General features: G+C 47.9%; 12 protein-coding genes and 1 tRNA gene. 8 read left to right on the top strand and 5 right to left on the bottom strand.

Annotation, left to right across the window (positions count from 1 at the left end):
* Nucleotides 1-12: 12 nt before the first annotated feature.
* The 7 genes from SynA1560_RS11175 (at nucleotide 13) to SynA1560_RS11145 (ending at nucleotide 11,000) form a co-directional block, all read left to right on the top strand.
* Nucleotides 13-1,971, top strand: a complete 1,959-nt coding sequence (locus SynA1560_RS11175) for a ComEC/Rec2 family competence protein (protein ID WP_186500534.1) — start codon at nucleotides 13-15, stop codon at nucleotides 1,969-1,971.
* A 19-nt stretch (nucleotides 1,972-1,990) separates the two neighbouring features.
* Nucleotides 1,991-2,077: transfer RNA gene (locus SynA1560_RS11170), tRNA-Ser, on the top strand.
* Nucleotides 2,078-2,598: 521 nt separating this feature from the next.
* On the top strand, nucleotides 2,599-3,849 hold the full coding sequence (locus tag SynA1560_RS11165) for an MFS transporter (protein ID WP_186500533.1): 1,251 nt from the start codon (nucleotides 2,599-2,601) through the stop codon (nucleotides 3,847-3,849).
* A gap of 115 nt (nucleotides 3,850-3,964) precedes the next feature.
* Complete coding sequence (locus SynA1560_RS11160; RefSeq protein ID WP_186500532.1) at nucleotides 3,965-8,371, top strand: multicopper oxidase family protein; 4,407 nt, start codon at nucleotides 3,965-3,967, stop codon at nucleotides 8,369-8,371.
* Nucleotides 8,372-8,452: 81 nt separating this feature from the next.
* Nucleotides 8,453-10,000, top strand: a complete 1,548-nt coding sequence (locus tag SynA1560_RS11155) for a GMC family oxidoreductase (RefSeq protein ID WP_186469330.1) — start codon at nucleotides 8,453-8,455, stop codon at nucleotides 9,998-10,000.
* A 35-nt stretch (nucleotides 10,001-10,035) separates the two neighbouring features.
* Nucleotides 10,036-10,416, top strand: a complete 381-nt coding sequence (locus tag SynA1560_RS11150; RefSeq protein ID WP_222930210.1) for a hypothetical protein — start codon at nucleotides 10,036-10,038, stop codon at nucleotides 10,414-10,416.
* A gap of 215 nt (nucleotides 10,417-10,631) precedes the next feature.
* Nucleotides 10,632-11,000, top strand: a complete 369-nt coding sequence (locus tag SynA1560_RS11145; RefSeq protein WP_186500530.1) for a hypothetical protein — start codon at nucleotides 10,632-10,634, stop codon at nucleotides 10,998-11,000.
* Nucleotides 11,001-11,046: 46 nt separating this feature from the next.
* Here SynA1560_RS11145 and SynA1560_RS11140 read toward each other — a convergent pair whose 3' ends face one another.
* Both SynA1560_RS11140 and SynA1560_RS13870 read right to left on the bottom strand, forming a co-directional pair.
* Nucleotides 11,047-14,631 carry a multicopper oxidase domain-containing protein gene (locus SynA1560_RS11140; RefSeq protein ID WP_186500529.1) on the bottom strand — a complete coding sequence of 1,195 codons (3,585 nt, stop codon included), beginning with the start codon at nucleotides 14,629-14,631 and terminating at the stop codon, nucleotides 11,047-11,049.
* A gap of 580 nt (nucleotides 14,632-15,211) precedes the next feature.
* Nucleotides 15,212-15,469, bottom strand: coding sequence for a hypothetical protein (locus SynA1560_RS13870; protein WP_255476943.1), 258 nt, complete (start codon nucleotides 15,467-15,469; stop codon nucleotides 15,212-15,214).
* A 195-nt stretch (nucleotides 15,470-15,664) separates the two neighbouring features.
* Between SynA1560_RS13870 and SynA1560_RS11130 the strand changes: the two genes are divergently transcribed.
* Nucleotides 15,665-16,423, top strand: a complete 759-nt coding sequence (locus SynA1560_RS11130; protein WP_186500527.1) for a sugar transferase — start codon at nucleotides 15,665-15,667, stop codon at nucleotides 16,421-16,423.
* Nucleotides 16,424-16,465: 42 nt separating this feature from the next.
* Here SynA1560_RS11130 and cbiB read toward each other — a convergent pair whose 3' ends face one another.
* The 3 genes from cbiB to ilvC form a co-directional block, all read right to left on the bottom strand.
* Entirely contained in the window at nucleotides 16,466-17,518 is a 1,053-nt protein-coding gene (gene cbiB, locus SynA1560_RS11125; RefSeq protein WP_186500526.1) for an adenosylcobinamide-phosphate synthase CbiB, read from the bottom strand.
* Nucleotides 17,515-17,772 carry a hypothetical protein gene (locus SynA1560_RS11120; protein WP_186500525.1) on the bottom strand — a complete coding sequence of 86 codons (258 nt, stop codon included), beginning with the start codon at nucleotides 17,770-17,772 and terminating at the stop codon, nucleotides 17,515-17,517. The genes cbiB and SynA1560_RS11120 overlap by 4 nt, the downstream gene beginning before the upstream one ends.
* A gap of 92 nt (nucleotides 17,773-17,864) precedes the next feature.
* The gene (ilvC, locus tag SynA1560_RS11115) at nucleotides 17,865-18,860 is read right to left on the bottom strand and encodes a ketol-acid reductoisomerase (RefSeq protein WP_186469322.1); all 996 of its coding nucleotides are present in this window, start codon (nucleotides 18,858-18,860) and stop codon (nucleotides 17,865-17,867) included.
* Between the last annotated feature and the right edge of the window lie 15 nt (nucleotides 18,861-18,875).

Raw genomic sequence — 18,875 nt, 5'->3', positions numbered from 1 at the left:
CGTGGGTGATGCATGAATCCGGCTGTCTCTGGCGCCCTTCTGTTACTTCTCGCCTGCATGGGGGCGGCTCAGGTGCGATTCCCGGCCCAGGGCATCGCGCTGGCCATCCTTCTGATGTTGGGGTTGGCCGGATGGGCGCGCCGCTGGCGGCGAACGCCTCAGCAGCTGTTGGCTTTCGCATTGGTGCTCGGTCTGGCCGGCAGCCGATGCGGGATGGCCTCGGTGCCTCGTCCTCACAGCAGCGATCCGGCTCAGCTGATTCCCGTGGATGGTCCTGCGCCTGTGGTGCAGCTGATCGGTCGCATTCGAGCTGATGCGCCTATTCGGGATCAACGCTGCAGAGCCTTGCTGGAGGTCAGCCGCATCGATGGCGTGGTCCGTCATGGCCGCTCTGAACTCACACTTGAAGACTGTGAACAGCCTTTGCTGGAGGGGGCCTGGATCGAAGTTCGCGGACCCTTAACCAGGCCGCAGCCATCTGCCCATCCCTTGCTCTCGGATGTTTCTCAACGACTGGCCGCTCAGGGCTGTTGGAGTCGCTTGCGAACCGATGCCATCCGGTTGTTGCATCAGGACGCGACTCCCTTAGCCGATGCGCGACGGCGCATTGCCCTCTGGTTCATTGAAAGCGCCGGTGAAGAGCGAGGCAGTTTGCTGGCGGCGCTGGTTCTCGGTAGTGCTCAGGTGTCTCTGCCTGAGCGCTTGCGTGACGGGTTCAGAGTCGCTGGGTTGTCCCATGCCTTGGCGGCGTCAGGCTTTCACCTGTCGGTGTTGCTGGGCACCACAGTGGTTTGCACGCGTCGTTGGCCAGTGGCGTGTCGATTGGGAGCTGGCGTGGCAGCCATGGTTTTCTTTCTGGCGTTGGCCGGTGCCCAAGCTTCGGTGGTGCGAGCGGTGCTGATGGGTGCTGCGGCGTTGCTGATCCGAGAGGGTGGCCATCGCAGCCGACCCCTGGGTGTGTTGCTGATCACCCTGGTGGTGATGCTGCTGGTGCATCCGCCCTGGGCACGCTCGATCGGGTTTCAACTCAGTGCCGCCGCCACTGCCGGGCTGGTGATCTCCGCTGGCCCCATTGAGCAGCAGTTGTGCGGCTGGTGCCCGCCGTCCATCGCGCCTCTGGTACCCCTCCTGTCCGTGCCGATGGCGGCACTGCTTTGGACTTTGCCGCTGCAGTTGTTCCATTTCGGAGCTATTCCTCTCTATGCCGTTTTGAGCAATCTGCTGGCGGCACCTCTGCTGTCACCACTCACGCTTGCATCGATGGTGATGGCCCTGATGGTGCTGCTCATGCCGGCATCGATCACATCACTGCTGCTGCCCGTGTTGATTTGGCCTGTGCAGCAGCTGGCGGGAGTCCTGATCGCGTTGGTGCTGTGGATTCGTCACTGGCCCTGGGCCCAGCTGCTCGTCGGCCGGATGTCGCCATGGTTGCTGATGTTGTTGCTCCCGGCCTGCCTGCCTTGGGTGTTGCCGGCCCTGCGGCGTTGGCGTTGGCGCTTGGCACCGTTGTTTCTGATCGTGGTGGGCGTACAAGCGGGTGAGCGATTGCAGGATCGTTGGATCCATGTGGAGCAGTGGGGGCGTCAGTGGCTGTTGCTGCGCCATCGCGGCAGGGCTGCGCTGGTGGCGACCCATGGTGATGCCCTGAGTTGCCATCAGGCGGAACGACTCAGTCAGGGGATGGGGCACCAGCGATTGGATTGGGTGGCCGTGCTGGATCCCGTGGGGACGGATCAACGTGTCTGTTGGAGCACCATCACTCACACTCTCCAGGCGGAACAACAGGGCCGACTGCCCTTAGTGCATGGTCAGCGCCTGCAGAGTGATGGCCTGAGCCTCGCCCTTGCAGATCCAACGGGGCGCATCTTGAGGGTGCGGGTTGGGCAGCGGATAAAGGTCTTGCGTCGATTGGATTTGCGACCCGTTCACGTGTCATCGTCAGGAACAGATGGGGTCGTGCATCTACAATGAGTATGCGTTTAATGCGCAGGGAGAGGTGGCAGAGTCCGGTTGATTGCGCACGACTCGAAATCGTGTAGGGGTCACACCCTCGTGGGTTCGAATCCCACCCTCTCCGTTTTGAGTAACTGATCAAGGGAGGTTTCCATTACCTTGATCAACTGTTTTGAAGAAGATCTCAAGCGAAGCGGTCTGCCTCTTCGTTCTGATGTGTTTGGGTCAGAGTTTGACTGTGAAATGAGAGATGAACAATGTGCCGAATGGTTGTAATCATTGCTGTTCCAATTCTCAAATGTGTTGATCTAAAATGTTTGGCTGAATGGACATCAATCGCGTCAGTGCTGTTTGTGCCAACACAACGACTCTTCTGTGGCGTTCATCAATCGCTGCAATTTATACAATTCGAAGCCTTCGGATTGCTGTCATTGTGGATGTCTGTATCCTGTTGTTGCTCAGGCCTGTGGCAGGCTGTGTGATCTAACGCAACAGATTGATTAAATCTTTCAAGAATTGGTTTGACAGTTATTTTCATCTGTATAAGTTTATAAGGTGAATGATAAATGGAGCAATCAAGTCAAACCCGATTGCTCCCTCTCAATCGCGACCAATCCCCCTGATCGTCGAATCGATTCTGTTGAGATGGCTCATCTGACTAAAATGAAAGAGTCGTCTTACGACTATTTAGGAGTGATAGCAGCTTCGTCTGCGCTCGCGATTGGAGTTGGACTACAGAGAACAGAATTAGCTGTTCTGGGCAATATGATGGTTGAAGCCAAATGGATCAATTCAGATAATATTGGTCAACTTGTAGGATTAAATCTAGCCGGGTATCTTGCTGGTTGCGTCCATCAGACGAGAATCAAAAGAGAGGATCAGTCCCTAAGGATGATTCGAATCGCTTTGATCGTTTGTGTTGCAATATTTTTTATTGAACCACTATTTCCTTCGATGGGATGGAATACGATTTGGCGTTTAATTTCTGGCTGGGGTTGCGCTCACCTCGTGACAGGCTTGCCCGGCTTTGGTACTCGAAAGTTGCATCCTGATCAAAAACGGTTAGCCATGGGGATCATTTTTGCAGGGGCAGGAATCGCACCACTTCTAGATTCAGTTTTGCTCCCATTTTTTGTCAAAAATTCCCCAGTTGCAGCTTGGAACTTTACGGGCTTATTTTCCATCCTTTTTGCAATTCCAATTTGGATGTTGATCTCAAGAGGATTGATTGAGGAGAGAGACGAAAAACTTTCACATCAAGCAGCGACCAATTCGCCTTCGCCAACGAGTCAGAGCAATACGAATGATGGTAAAAGTGTTTCGCGAGGAATCGATTGGTCGCCCGCTTTAAAGATTTTTGCATTAACAACGCTTCTCTATGGAGCTTCTCAGGTTTCAATTTTGACGTACCAGCCACTGTACGTTACTTCGGTTTTTAAAGTGTCAAGTGAAGTTGCAAGCAACTCATTTGCATTAGTGGGATTTGGGTATACCTTAGGCGCGATCATCGCGGGATTAGTGCCAAAGAAAATCCCAACAGACTCAGTTCTTCTCACGTCTGTTGCAATTGGAACGTTTGGAACTTGTCTATTCGTTTTTACACCAGTCTTATCGATTGTTAATTTTGGAGCTTTTCTCTTTGCTTTTTGGAACGGAGCATATATTGGCTTAATTGTTGCTCGACTCACGGAAGTTGTTGGTCCTCATGTCGTCCGACCTGCATGGGCTTTATTCAGCTTTTTGTTGAGCATTGGATTTGTATCAATGACATTCATAGCTGGATACATATCAACTTTCTCAGTGCCAATGATTTTTTATGTAGGTCTTGCACTGGTTGTGATCAATCTTGTTCTCATGTCAATCACTGCGTACTCGTTCAAGAAACAAAGTCTCTAGTTCTCAAAGAAAAGAGCCTTTGAACTAACTTCGTTATTTTCTTAAGTCATGATTAAATCATGTGATTAAAGATTCATGCTGGCTACGGTTGAGTTATTCACTGTGATTTCCAGTTGTGAGTCAGTATCGTATCGGCTCCCTTTATCCCGTCGACCAAGATGGGATGCCAAATGTACTTTTGTCATCAGGGTTTACCCTGGGACAGGATAGTAACGGATTTTATGTCAGTGATAATGGCACCTCCAATGGTTCTCTTGCGGCATCGCTTGAAATCACGACAGATCCGGTTGGTATTAAAAATGTAAGCAAATTTGTTAAAGACTGGCTGATTCCTCAGTTGACGAACAAGGACGATGAAAATAGCATTTTCAATCAATATCTGAAATCGATAACAAGCACTCCCCCATCGGGTGGATGGGGTGTTTACACCAACAATGAGCTCCTAGAAGCACTGACATATATTGGATACAAAGGATTTGGTTACGATCAAGCAGCCAATCCAACTGGATTCTGGGCCGATACCTCGTCGACAACTAGTACGCTTTATACAGAGGTATTAAAGAAGGAAAATTATTATCCTGAAGAGCTATGGAGTAACGATAAAGAGATTGATAAGATTCTATCTGATTTTGATAGTAACTCACTCCTCAAAAATCTGGCGGTATTGAGCGGAGCCTCTGAGGAAACACCTCCTCTTTGGTATCCATCAATGCTCTATACCTATGGTTTAAAGGGCAAGGGAACATCTTATCCAGGCCCAGTCTTAATGATTAAGCCTGGTGAGACTTTAGAACTGGAATTCGATAACAACATCAATATTGCAGGCTTGACTGGGATGCAAGCTCAAATGGCGTCCTTGGTTGAGAATAATTCGTATGGGTTGAATGGTGGCTCGATGGCTGGTGCCATGGACAGCACCAATTTTCATATGCATGGTGGCCATGTAACGCCCACTGGATTTGGAGATAATGTGGTTGGTCGATATACAACGGGTCAAGATTGGACAACAATCATTAATATCCCCGAAGATCATGGGAGGGGTTCTTACTGGTATCACCCCCATTTCCACCCTGCTGTTAATACACAAGTGTATGGCGGTCTTTCAGGATTTATGCAGGTTGGGGATCCCTTAAGTTTAATCCCTGCGTTTAAAGACGTACCTAGAAACTTAGGTGTGATCAAGACGATGCAGGTTGGCATCGATCAAACATCAGGCGACTATCAACTCGCTGCAGTGAATGGCAATATCCTTGGCACAGAAGGACTGGCTGCTAATCGGGCCAGTATGTTTACGATCAATGGTGAGTACCAACCAGAAGTTAATATGAATTCTGGAGGTTGGCAGTCATTTAGTTTAAGTAATCAAGACAATAATTACTATATGAATTTAGCAATACGACATCAGCAAAGTGACGGCTCTTGGGTTCAGCTGCCACTCTACATTTATGGTGAAGATGGACATACTTATCCTCAGATCCGTCCTGTGACCAAGGGTGTCTTAGGTTATCAACAAGCTCAAAATGCTCAGCAAGCAATCTCATATGAACAGGCATCGGATCTGATTTCTTTGCCCTCTGGGAAAAGAATTGATTTGCTCGTAAATCTGCCGGCTGGCAAATCAGAATTAATCAGTACCTATAGTTTTGAGGGAAAGAACGGTCAAAAGTTTGATATCAACAACTTGCGTTGGCAGTCTGATAAATATGCCGAACTTTCATCCGAAAACACGGATTTTTCTAACCCGAATTCTGGACCTGGTGCGATAGCAACTTTTCAAGTTAACGATGATTCTCCATTAATCAATACTCCAGCTTTGGATGCCTTTATCAATGAGGCTAACCAGCAAATTGATGTTCAGAAGATAACCCCACAAACGCGCAGTGAAGACTATTCAGCGGATGCGATTCCCAGCGTTGACTTATTTGAAAAAGATTGGAAGCCGACACGTCAACGCCAGTTCAATTGGCAAATTTTGCAATTAGTGGGACCTGAAGACCAACGGGATATCCCCACTCAAAAGGCAGTTGCTGAGCGTGCGAATACTGGTTTGGCTGTCAATAAGAATGAAATCATTAAAACGTCTATTGATAATCCTTGGCTTGGTTATGTCAGCCCTGACCTCATTAATGACCATGTTTTTCCTCAAGGGCCATTGGTGATTGCTCAGCTTGGAACAATGGAAGAGTGGTCGCTGCGCAATTGGAATTGGGGAGGTAAGAGTGCTCCGAATGGTGGCTTCTTTACATCTCACCCCTTTCATATCCATGTTAATGATTATCAAGTGAAACAAAGTGATAATGAATTGCCTAATAAGCGTAATTTAGAGGACGTCACTCAGCTTAATTCGTCAGGATTTAATTTTGTTGATAGCGCAGGAGTTCACCATAAGCTCGATCCACTTGTCGGCGAATTTGTTCCGATTGAAGAGTCTCTGAATCCTGATTCATCGGATAATCTATATACAACGGGCTATAATGAGACAATAATTAGAATGTTATTCCAAGATTTTCTTGGCACTTACGTTCATCATTGTCACTTGCTTGAGCATGAAGATGCTGGAATGATGCAAGTTGTTTCTATTATTGAGAACACTGATTCTAGCTGGATAATTCCTGCTGAATCATTTCGCTTGAATGAGAAGGGTCTTGTTTTACGTGAGGCTGATTCTCTTGATCAAGTGACTCTTGATTTAAAGTTAGAACTGAAGAATAAGCTCAAGCGAGCTCAGGTAGGAGATATTTCTAATGATTTTGTTCAGGATATTATCTTGTCATTTAGCGGAGATGATAATTCTTCGGGCCAAGTGCGTATCTATGATGGATCTTCATTGAAGAATGGCCAACGATCTAATTTGCTGTCTTCCTTTAGACCTTATGAGGATTCAACGTTGTCTCCTTGGGCTTTTAACAGTGACTTTACTGGTGACGGCAAGCGAGATTTGGTTACTGCTGGATTTGTCAAGTCACCAGATAAAGATTACCAAGTAAAACTTTCTGACCTGGAATTGGTGGGCTGGCAAGCTAAAGATGATAGCTACGAGTGGACAAATCTTTATAGTTATTGCCCTTGGGAAAATGTTTCTAATGCCAGTTCTATCAAGCTTTCCAGTGCTTCAACTGCTGTGGGTGTTGGAGACTATAATTTAGATAATTTTGATGATTATGCGTTCGCTTACGTTGATCAGAGTGTTCTGAGAATCCGCATTCTTGACGGAGCATCAGTTTCTCTACTCAACCAAACTGGTCAATTTGAAGGTGGATATTTACCCGATACTGATATTTTGTCGGATATTGAATATACACCCACATCAACATGCTGTTTCGACGATCTCAAGTCACTTTCCATCAGCTCAGGCTTCAATAGTTATTCTCAATCCGCAATTGAAAACCTCATTGTTACGGCTGAATCAAAATCAGGCCAAAGTGAAGTACTCACCTTTCAACTTAATTCGGGACACTTCATTGCTACAGGTTCAACTCAATCCGACGAGGCCAAGATGAGTGGAGAAGATGATATGGCTGGCGCTTCAATGCATTCTGAAGATGACCATAGTGCTCATCAGATGTCGTCAGCTTCTTTAGAGGGTGTCAATCAAGTTGGGGGTGCATTTATGTTGAGCTTGACGAATCATCAATCGATCGAATCAGGTATGACGTCTGCAACGCCTACGTTTGCAGGTGCACTTGCCAACGGTGCGTTGATCATTGAAGATCATTTGGTCATTAGTCAAGGTGTATCTGATGGAGAATATTTTATTGGTAATCCATCCAGCTCTATGAATATGGCGAATAGTACGCAAGATTTGTATTTAAATCTTCAGGGTATCAACCTTGTGAATGTAGACGACTTAATTGGCATCACTCAGCCGACGCAGAATTATCCATTGTTTGGGTCAGTGGTGTCTGATCCTGTTGTCGACGCTCAACAACGCATCAATCTCACGCTCTTGGCTTATCAAGCTTATACCAATACGATGATCAAACCAAGCGATTTGGCCACACTATCAGTGGGCAATGATGGATCAGAGTTATCCTCTCGTGTACTTGTTGATCGAATACTCGATGACTATTCTGTTCAGGTTGAATCTTTTTATGGAGACAGTCTTGATGACATGTCTTCTAAATCAATTACAAAAAAAGTATTCAAAACACTGTATGACAGAAAACCTACTTCCGTTGAGGTATCCACTTGGAACTCTGCGGTGAAGAATGGATTGTTGAAAACTGATTTGCCAATGGCTATTTTACGATCGACTAATGGTCTTGATACTTATCGAATCGCTTTGCTATCAGCTGCAAGCAAGTGGTCCCAAATTCAATGGGGGACGAATGCCGTAGTCGATGGTAATTTTGGTCAAGGTTTTGTTGGCAAAGAATCATCATTTAACGAACTATCGAATCTTATACTTGAATCTGGATCAGTCAGTAATTGGGAGGAAGCTGATTCTACCTTTGCTCAATATAGAGACGATGTTCTGACATCTTTGAGTGGATCCCCAATCTCAGATACTGGCTTCTTTTGACCCATTATAAAAAAATCTTGAATTCTCGTTTGCTGCCTATATGGATATGACTAAAGTGCAAATATAGAGCTTTCTTTTTTCATGAAGACGTTCGACTATATAATTGTTGGCGCTGGAACCGCTGGGGCTGTTATTGCCTCTCGGTTAACAGAAGATGAGAATATCAAGGTATTGCTTCTGGAGGCCGGCCCCCATTTCACCTCCATTGAAGACACTCCTCGCGACCTTTTGGATTCTCGGGCAGTGTCTGTTGATGCCCATGATTGGCACTACATCACGCAGGTTACTCCCGGACGCGACTTTCCCTATGCGCGAGGGAAAGTCAGTGGTGGCTGCTCTGCTGTTAATGGTGTGATTTCTCTTCGGGGCCTTCCGCAAGATTTCAGAGCTTGGGCCGCAGCTGGTAACACTGGTTGGGACTGGGAAGATATCCTACCCATGTATAAACGAATCGAAAATGATATCGATTTTGGATATGCTTCTTATCATGGGAGTTCCGGTAAGATTCCCATCCAGCGCTTTAAGCCAGATCAATATTCTCCTGTCGTCGCTTCATTTAAAGAGTCTGCGATGGCTGACGGATATGCTTGGGTTCCAGATCATAATCATCCAAATGGTTATGACGGTGTAGGACCTATTCCCATGAATCGAGCTGGTGATGGTTCACTGCGTGTGTCGAGCTCGATTGCTTATCTTTTGGATGCTCAATCACGACCGAATCTGACGATCAAGGATCGAACGATGGTCAATAAGGTTCTTTTCTCTGGTAAGCAAGCCATCGGCGTTGAGGTGATTCATGCAGATAATTCGGTGGAAAGTATTTTTGGCGGTGAAGTGATCTTGAGTGCTGGTACGATTAATTCTCCTTCCATTCTCCTTCGCTCAGGTGTTGGTCCTGTTGATGATCTGGATCGGCTGAAGATTGACTGTGTTAATAATCTCCAAGGGGTTGGTAGCAATCTGATTGATCACTCGCTTGCCGTTGTTGCTTCGTATCCAAAGCCTGGGATCGTGAATGAGACCGATGACGATGTTCAAATGGTGATTCATTACACGGCGCCCGGCAGCAGCCATATCAATGACATGCAAATCTATTGTCTTGGCAAATTGGGTGCCGAACGCTTTCCTGGTGCTGATCCAACGCGTGGCCTAATGTTTGGCACTGGAATTGTGATTAATCGTCCTGAGTCGCGTGGTCGTGTCACATTGCAATCGTCTGATCCCAATCAGCAACCCCGTATTGACCATCGCTTGAATTCACATGCAGAAGATATGCGCAAGATGGTTGATGGTGTGCGACGCGGTTATGAGTTACTCACCACAGGTGCACTCAAAGATATTTCTGATGGAATAGCCGTTTTAACCGATGATATGGTTAATGATACTAAGTTTATTGAGCAATACATTACTGATCGATCTGCCACAATATGGCATGCCGTTGGCACATGCAAAATGGGGCCTGCTACGGATAATCATGCTGTCGTTGATCAATACTTAAAAGTGCACGAATGCACCTCTTTGCGAGTTGTTGATTGCTCCATCATTCCAGACCATGTTTCTCGCAATCCAATGCTCACTTGCTATGCCATCGCTGAAAGACTTGTTGATCTCATCAGGGCCGGTCACTAGTTTTTTTAATTTCATCACCAAAATTCTTCTTTCAAATGACTCTCATCTCTTCTGATTCCAACACTTGGGTGTCTTGGACGATCACCTGCTCTTGCAAGCCTGATTCATTCTCAGAAATTACAGCACTTGCCGCAAAAATGACTGAGTATTTTCAGTCCAATGAGCCTGATACCACTAATTTTGAATTCAGTGTTAGTCCTGCCCACGACGAAGTTCATGTCTACGAGCGTTACTCCAACTCCGCTCAGGCTCTTCTCCATATGAAGGCCTTCGGCGATATGTTCGGATCGGATTTCATGGGACTGTTGACCCCCGTTAAGGTTGTTGCTTACGGGTTTCCAAGTGATGAGTTGTCGAGCGCACTCAGCGCACTATCTCCAGTAAAAATGACTTCTTTTCAAGGATTTTATCGGTAAACTATTTTCAATTAAATCGATCAATGTCTTCATGGGTGTGCTTCTATGAAGGCTTGCAGATTGCTGATTAGAATAACCGGCTTTTGCTTCTCAGTTGCCATCCGATGAATTGTTTTGTTCATATCGCTAAATAAATTTTTGTGGGGTTTTGAAATCCTCATGAATGTTCTCCTGAACCTGTTGTGTCTATAGTGTGATTGAATTGATTTTGATTCATGAAACGAGCCGATACCTTTATCAGCGTCTACCCACTTTTCCGTGTTAAGGAAGGGATGATGTCATCGGTCAAGCAACTCACTGATGAAATTATTAATCGCGGTCATCATGAAACTGGGACACTTCTGTTTACTGCAGCTTATAATGATTCACATTTATTTTTGAGAGAAAGTTATATCAACTTTGACGCCTTTCATGCTCATCTGGAAACAGTAAAAGATGTTTTAGATGAATTTTTTTCAATGTTAGAGCTTGAAAATCTTGTCATCGTTGCCAACGACGATGACACTTTAAAGATGAAATCAGAAATGAAAACCCTCGGCATGGAGGCCACTTTTTGTGTGATTGACAATGGGTTTTCTATTTAGTGCTTTCAGCAGACGAACCTTTTTAGTTCCCCAGCGAGTACTGAGGTTAAAAATCTACAACTTTGCCTGACCAGGTAAAGGCGTCGAAATCAAAATCGTCCGAACTATTCATCTCTGCAGTTTTGAGATGGAGCAGTGCATGACCTCCATTTGCTTGCGTCAACAGAAGGCCACCCTCCCCTCTTTGACTCGAGTTAATATCGAAATAATGAAATTCAAGATTATTATAACTTCCACTGAGGTTGAATATACCGTTACTGATTATTTCGTGGGGTTGTTGACTTTCAAAATAGTCTGTGATCTCATCATTCATCATGTTGTGCGCTGATTGTTTGTCCTCGACACCATGACCAGCGTGCGCACCTTCCTTTGAGTCATATAGCCAATTTTTAAAAGTTGTTTGTGCATCGGATTTGACTTCTAATGTAGTTAAATTTGCTAAAAAAGTTTGATTGTGCATATTTGCCGTGAACTTATAGTCAGAAGCTGTTGGTTGTTCGTCCGGGAGTGAATAGCCAACCGCTATGCGTATTCCATTCTCTGTTTTCCCATGTGGATTAAATGACTCTTTCCAGAGTTTGCTCATTTCAGATAACATCTTTGGACTGATGCCAGTTGCGATGTTGTCTGTTAATTTCTTGCCGTCGAAACCATCGACTAGTCCTTGACCACCCTCTAATTGGCTGACAATAATATCCCCATAGTTGTCTCCGTTGAGATCTCCAATTTCTATGTCAATGCCATTACTGTTTGCACCATCGAACGGCGTTAGGCAATATAGTTCTTTAAAGGTTTCGCCACTATAAACACGTATTTCTGGCTCGTATCCATTGCCCGAGATGCCAACAACAATTTCGTCATAACCATCTCCGTTGATATCGCCTACTGCAATCGAGGATTTAAGATTTTGTCCGTTGCGAGGATTCTTTGCAATGATTTTCAATTCTTTGAGCTTTTGAATCGAATCAACATTGACGTTATTGTTCAACAGCTTGGCTGCATAGAAATCTTTTGCACTCTGACCGTCGAAGACATTTAATTTGAATTCTCCTGTCGTGGACGATGTGGCTTCAATCACAGCAATATCTTCGATATTATCGCTGACGTGAACTGTTTTTGCCTTTGGTCCAGGCACAAAGTTCAAGGCATTGATATCACCACTAGCGACATTCACACCTGTTGATTGTGTTTCGCTAATTGGTTGAAAGTTGACTATATTTTCCCTATTTGAACCAAGCGATATTTGAATGCTATTATTATTTTCCGAATCACTCGTAATCCAGCTGTCGTTGGTATTGAGGATGGTCAATACTGGTACCATCATTCCCCCATCCTCATGGAATAATAAATGACAGTGATCGACAAATAAGCCTGTAAAATCTTCGAAGCGAATTAAGATGTCTGTTTTTGAATTCGTTAAGTAGCCCTCTGGAGCTTGTCCGTACGGCCTCACTTTATTTCCCCAATTTGTTCCATTGCCGTCGATATAATTTCCGTCCTCGTCCAGTATCATTGGTGTTCCAAATGGGTTGTCTGGTGTTGCACTTCCTTTTGCATAGGCTGGCCCCATTTGATAGACATCGACCAATGAGTCACCGACGTAGGCATCTCCAACCTCATTTTGATTGGGCGTTGCCCCTACCTTTAAGCCGTTGATCGATTCGACAATGAATTCATTTTGGTGGAGGTGAAATGGATGTGATTGCCCTATTTGGATTTCGGTTCTGGGGTTCTCTTTGGGGAATGTATCCCGCTTGGAGGATTTCGAACTGTTGACCAGTGACCATCTCTCCAATGTGTCCAACATTGCAATGGTGATGGTTGGACTTTGTGTCGCTTTGTGCGTCCAATATTGTTGATTAATTGTCCATACACCTTCCCAGTCTTCTGGATCATTGTATCCAGGATCAATGTAAGTTTCGCCATCCGGACCTATCATCGTTTTGCGTTCTTTTTCAGTTTCGATTTCGAGCGCGTTTGTGTTCCAAACAAATTCTCGTGTTCGATTCACGCCTTTTGATGCTGCTTCTTCTTTGAGGCCTAGTGCGTGATCTCTCTGTTCATCGAGATAGTCCCAGGCGTTCGGTTGTTTTGATTCTTTGATGGCTGCACTCGAGACATCCACTGTTGCCAACACCTGGGATGGCGTGATCTGAAATCCGTCGTTGTATCCAAGATATGTTTCGCTTGAATTCTTTGGTCTATTTGTTTCGTTTGGAGCTAAATCTCCGAGAACTTCTTTGCTTGCATTACTAATAAAATAATAACTTCCTGGCTTATCAAATGAATGCTGGATTGTTATCCTTCCACCTGGCGCTAGTCCTGGGAGAGTCGATACAGACGTGTCATACTCTGATGCCCAACGCGAAATATCAGAATCGATTCCCAATAGGTTGGGAGACTCTAAGCTTAAGTTACCCTCCTCGTCGGCATGAACAAGCTGAATCACATGGCTTGAATTGAGTGAGAAATTCAGGAAACCAAAGGTGACCCACTCATTTGTTTTTGCATTGATCGTGGGATTATATTGCCCATTCACGGTGTGGATGAGATTTTCTGTTGTTTTGGCGGCTACGTAATCTGCATAAGTGGCACCACCGGGTGCCCAATAGTCATTATCCGTAAAGTATGCTAACGGCTGATAATTGTTTCCATTGAATGGGGCCGACCCATACTTATAAAAGCTTTTACCGTTTTCCTTGAACAACCTTGGTGGCATTTGTTTCGTGTTTTCCCAATTGTTTTCTCCTGGTTGTACATTGGGATTAATTTTTTGTTCAACAGCCCATGACTGAAGGCTTAGAAGATGAATATTTGATGTTGTTGGATCATAGTCTTTTAAATTGTTGGTATCTTTTTCGTCCGGCAGGATAAAGACCGGTAATGCAGCTCCACCTGCTAACGATAATGATGTTGTGCCATGCAGATGTGGATGCATCCAGAGCAAACCGCTTGGATGATTTTCTGGGATTTGGTAGATATACTCTTGGCTATCACCATTTTCCACGGCAATCATTACGTTATCACCCTTTCCCTTGGGTGATACGTGTGAGCCATGCAAATGGAGATTTGTTCGATCAGCTTGGGGATTCCATTGTTTTGTTTGGGCCTCTACATCTAAGTTATTCTTCAGTTTGACTCGAATGGTGTCACCTGGATCTGCAACGATGACTGGCCCTGGAGTTTGTTCGTTGTACAGCCAGAACTCGTTGTCATAGATGCTTCTTGAAAATTCATCGCGCGTTCTGATCTCGCCGAACCCGTCAATTGTTATTTTGTCGTGGCCTGCAATTGATAAATCAATATTGACCTCATTGTACTTGGGACCCCAGCTAGAAAAAAAGGTTCCGCTTTGATTGGTTTGGCTGTATTGACCTTGCTCATATTGTGCGTTCGCAGCCTGCCAATCAAGCCAACCGCTGTTGATTGGAATCTTCTCTAGATGCTGTGGAAGCACATTGAGGTAGTCACTGTTTTGGAAATTATTTCTCAGCAGATCGTCTAACTCTTTCCACCCTGGATCCAGAGGAGTGATCCTTTTCAGGTATTCCGAGAGTGCATGTCTCGACCATGCTTGATTGTTGCCACTTCCAATTGTTTTCGCATTAAGTAGGTTAACGAATTTTGTCATGATCACTGCTCTTTTTTTTATTTTAGAAGTGATTTCTTTGTTTGATTTTGGCTTAAGACTTATTTTACCTTTTCATTTGTTTTCCGTTTCGCCTGCCCCTTTTGCTTCTTCAGCGATTGGGGTATTCCTTTGGCTCTAGGCGATAGTTGGCTCTGCCATTGAGACGTTTATTTTTTCTAATATTTTATCTGTGATCTCACGAGTTGTTTTTTCGAGCTGACAGCCTTTGTTTTCCTTTTTGCTTGGATTATTATCTGTTTGATTGATTCATTGGCTTCTTTTCAGTGCCTTAGGTTTTGAATTTCTGTTTTCAACTATTGTGCGGTCTTTCGTTCACTCGTCTGTCTGTTGCCACTGATCAGCCTAATTTCTTTGTCTCTGCTGACCGCGGTGGTTGTTGGGTTTGTGTGGTTTCATCGTCACTTTCAGTGCTCATCAAAGCGCTTGCTGTGACCCCATGGCAACTTGATTGATTGACCTTCATGATTCTTTTCTTCCAATTAATTTATTTGTGTTTTCGTTTTGATCAAATGAGAGGTTTGGTCTTGTTGTTCGCTTATTAGGAATGGTTGCCTGTTGATTAGGAATGAAAGAGAAGGACCAACCCTTTTGTCACTTGATGAAATTCTCTTTCTTCGCGGCTGAGGTCAAGGCCAACTTTGAGGCCTTCCGTCAATGCTTCATTGAAGGGTGGTGTCGGTGGAGCGTGGTCTCCTTGCCACAGCGCAGCAATCCCTACAGGAGTGGCATGCCAGTGGAAATGATCGGTTTCTCCGATGGGGGGTTCTGCGAGGGATTCGTCGAGGAGCCCGTTCAGGGAGTTGCTGGTAGTAGCCATGCGCCAAGCTTCGTGATCCGGGCGCCTGACGGCAACGGCCTGAGAAACTTCTTGATTATGCGGTCGCGTTTTGAGACCTTGTTGGATCTTGGTCTTGGTTGGCTTTTCGCCTGTGCCGTTGCGGTTTCTGACCCTTCTCCGCTGACGGATGGACGCCGTTGCAGTTGATTGGTGTGAGACGGGAGCGACGGTTTTTTGGTGAGTTCCTTGCGTCGTAATGGTCTTCCGACGTCTCGTAGCAAGCTGAAGCGTCAGGCATCCAGACGTCATCTTCAGTTGATCTCGGCGCCTCCTTCGAGTCTTCCGGCTGTTTCGCTGGTGCGCCGTCAAAGTCGCCTGGGTCGTTCCCTGAAGCGAACCGGAGATGTGTTGTTCTCTTTGGCTGTTCTCGGGATTGGCTCCCCCCTTTTTCTTCTCCTCGTTGGTCTGGTCAAGCTCAGCTCTCCGGGTCCTGTTTTTTACGTGCAAAAGCGTGTCGGACGGGGTTACCGCCGCTTCGGTTGCATCAAGTTCCGCACCATGCGCCCTGATGCTGACGCTGTTCTAGCCCAAGTGCTCGAGCGATCTCCCTCCATGCGCGAGGAATTTGAGCGTGATTTCAAGCTGCGCGATGACCCACGAATAACCCCGATCGGTCGTTTCCTGCGGCGCTCCAGCCTGGATGAGCTTCCTCAGTTTCTGAATGTTTTGCGCGGTGAGATGAGTGTGGTTGGTCCCCGCCCGATTGTTGCCAAAGAGATCGAGCGTTATGGCGAATACATGGATGAGGTGTTGTCAGTTCGACCGGGGTTGACTGGCTTGTGGCAGGTGAGTGGACGCAACAACCTCAGCTACCCAAAACGTGTTCGCTTGGATCTGGCCTATGCCCGTGGTCGTTCAGTTTTGCTCGACCTGGCCATCATCCTGCGCACGTTTGGCGTGTTGCTCCTCCCAATGGATCGAGGTGCTTACTGATCAGCATGGTGTCCCCCGATCTCTCGGCCTGACATCGGCTCCTTAAATCCAGAGATTGCATCCCACGGCCATCAGCAGCCAAAGCACTTCCAATCTCCTGGTGAGATTGAGGATGGCTTCCACATTGTCTTTAGTGGGGCTCTGGTGGTTACCACCGAGCAATGGTTTGTCGACCCAGCGCGCTCCGTATCGGTTTCGCCCTCCGAGTTGCACTTCTGCGCAGTGGGCGTAGATCGCTTCGGAGCGCCCGGCATTGGGAGAAGGGTCATGTTGACCATCGTGTTCTGCAGCCATGACGAGTGAGGCCCACCGACCGATGGGCTGACTCACCAGCGGCAGCGTCAGCATCACCAGTCGGCAGGGGATCCATGTGAGGCAATCGTCCAGACGTGCACCTGCGGTGCCCAGCCAGCGCAGGCGTCCCTTGCGATACCCCAACATGGAATCCAACGTGCTGGATGCTTTGAACGCCCAGGCCAGAGCGAGCGGCCCCGGCGCGTTGATCAGTCCTGCTGACCAGAAGCCAGCCCCCACGAGCATCCAGAACATGGGGGCGAATAGACCATCCACGGCATTTTCACTCGCCGTTTCCGCCGTGGCGCGCAGGATCTCATTCACGTTGAGCTCCGTGGTGTCACGTCCCACGATCCAGCTCAGGCGTTGACGGGCCTCGAGAGGCTCCTCACTGGGGTCGTCAGGAAGCGCTAAGAGCACAACGCGAACTCCGTCTTCCAGGCTTTTTCCGGCCAGTGCACTGGCCAGTCCCAGAACCCAGCACACGCTGGCGGGGCTGTTGATCCAGCCATGGCCGCCGTCACTCTCTCCCAGCAGCAGTGGTCTCAGCACAATTTGTTCCAAGAGCCAACCACAGAACCCGCTGGTCAGCACCAGCGTGACGGTGATCAAGACACCGGCGATCGACAGCTTGAGAGGGCTGTCCGTCGCCCAACTCTCGGCCCGTAGACGCATCTGTTTGATGCCCCACCCCATCACCACCACGGGATGCAACCAGCCGGCTGGATCGCCAATGCCGCGATCCAGCAACGCCGCAAGAACAATGCCTGCTGCCGCCAGTGTTGACGCTTGCACGCTCATGCCTGTGTTGCCCGTTGGCCCTTCGTGATGCTCAGAGCGATGAACCCTGCGCACACCAGTGGCAAGGCCCCCGACAGGCCGAGCACCTGCCAGCGCGTACGCTCACCGCCCAGTGGTGTCATCCACTCCACTCGGGCAGCATCGTCGACTGCTGGCATCTCCCCGTTCAGAAACAGCAGCACAGCGATGGGGAGCCGCAGCGTTGGTGCAGGCAACCTGGCGTTCATCGTCGACTTGACCGAAGCATCACTCATCGATCACCTTGCCGCGTGCTGATCCCCGCGAGTGGTCTTGGTCGTTGCGAAGCTGGCGCATCTTGCGCCAGCTTCGCTGGGTTGACTCAGGCTCAGGCGGCCTTCAGCCAGCTGAACATCGAGCGCAGGCCCTTGCCCACCTCTTCGATCTTGTGACCGCGGTCGCGCTCACGGATCTTGTTCATTTCAGGCTTGCCAGCATCGCATTCGGCCACGAAGTTCTTGGCAAAGGTGCCGTCTTGGATGTCGCCAAGAATCCGCTTCATCTCCGCCTTGGTTTCGGCGGTGATCAGTCGGGGGCCACTGACGTAGTCGCCGTATTCAGCGGTGTTGGAGATGGAATCGCGCATGGAGCTCAGGCCGCCTTTGACCATCAGATCCACGATCAGCTTCACCTCATGCAGACACTCGAAATAGGCCAGCTCAGGCTGATAGCCCGCTTCCACCAGCGTCTCGAAACCGGCCTTCACCAGCTCGGAGAGACCACCGCAGAGCACGGCCTGCTCACCGAAGAGATCGGTTTCGGTCTCTTCCTTGAAGTTGGTTTCCAGAATGCCGGCGCGAGTGCCGCCGATGCCCTTGGCGTAGGCCATAGCAAGGCCACGGGCATGGCCTGAGGCATCCTGCTCGATGGCGAACAGGGCAGGGACGCCCTGACCGTTTTGGTATTCCCAGCGCACGGTGTGGCCAGGGCCCTTGGGGGCGATCATCACCACGTCCACATCAGCGGGAGGCTTGATCAGCTCGAAGCGGATGTTGAAGCCGTGCGCGAAGCTCAGCACCTTGCCAGCGCTGAGATGGGGAGCGATTTCCGTCTCGTAGACGTCCTTCTGGAATTCATCGGGCAGGAGCACCATGATCCAGTCGGCCTTGGCGGATGCATCGGCCACGCTCAGCACTTCCAAGCCGTCGGCTTTGGCTTTCTCCGCAGAGCGGCTGCCGTCATAAAGACCGACCACCACGTTCACGCCGCTGTCCTTGAGGTTCAAGGCATGGGCATGACCCTGGGAGCCGTAACCGACGATGGCAACCGTCTTGCCGTTAAGCAGCGAGAGATCGGCGTCGGAGTCGTAGAAAAGCTGAGCCATCCGGGCGATGAACGT

Origin of the sequence: Synechococcus sp. A15-60 (assembly GCF_014280095.1) — a bacterium.
In the GTDB taxonomy this organism is placed as follows: domain Bacteria; phylum Cyanobacteriota; class Cyanobacteriia; order PCC-6307; family Cyanobiaceae; genus Synechococcus_C.
The sequence above is the reverse complement of the archived record's forward strand: the minus strand, read 5'-3'. Positions and strand labels throughout refer to the sequence as shown.

Excerpts from the sequence above, each read along its gene's own strand:
- SynA1560_RS13870 (WP_255476943.1), bottom strand. The coding sequence starts at position 15,469 with ATGGCTACTACCAGCAACTCCCTGAACGGGCTCCTCGACGAATCCCTC.
- ilvC (WP_186469322.1), bottom strand. The coding sequence starts at position 18,860 with ATGGCTCAGCTTTTCTACGACTCCGACGCCGATCTCTCGCTGCTTAAC.
- SynA1560_RS11150 (WP_222930210.1), top strand. The coding sequence starts at position 10,036 with ATGACTCTCATCTCTTCTGATTCCAACACTTGGGTGTCTTGGACGATC.
- SynA1560_RS11165 (WP_186500533.1), top strand. The coding sequence starts at position 2,599 with ATGGCTCATCTGACTAAAATGAAAGAGTCGTCTTACGACTATTTAGGA.
- SynA1560_RS11145 (WP_186500530.1), top strand. The coding sequence starts at position 10,632 with ATGAAACGAGCCGATACCTTTATCAGCGTCTACCCACTTTTCCGTGTT.
- SynA1560_RS11120 (WP_186500525.1), bottom strand. The coding sequence starts at position 17,772 with ATGAGTGATGCTTCGGTCAAGTCGACGATGAACGCCAGGTTGCCTGCA.
- cbiB (WP_186500526.1), bottom strand. The coding sequence starts at position 17,518 with ATGAGCGTGCAAGCGTCAACACTGGCGGCAGCAGGCATTGTTCTTGCG.
- SynA1560_RS11155 (WP_186469330.1), top strand. The coding sequence starts at position 8,453 with ATGAAGACGTTCGACTATATAATTGTTGGCGCTGGAACCGCTGGGGCT.
- SynA1560_RS11175 (WP_186500534.1), top strand. The coding sequence starts at position 13 with ATGAATCCGGCTGTCTCTGGCGCCCTTCTGTTACTTCTCGCCTGCATG.
- SynA1560_RS11140 (WP_186500529.1), bottom strand. The coding sequence starts at position 14,631 with ATGACAAAATTCGTTAACCTACTTAATGCGAAAACAATTGGAAGTGGC.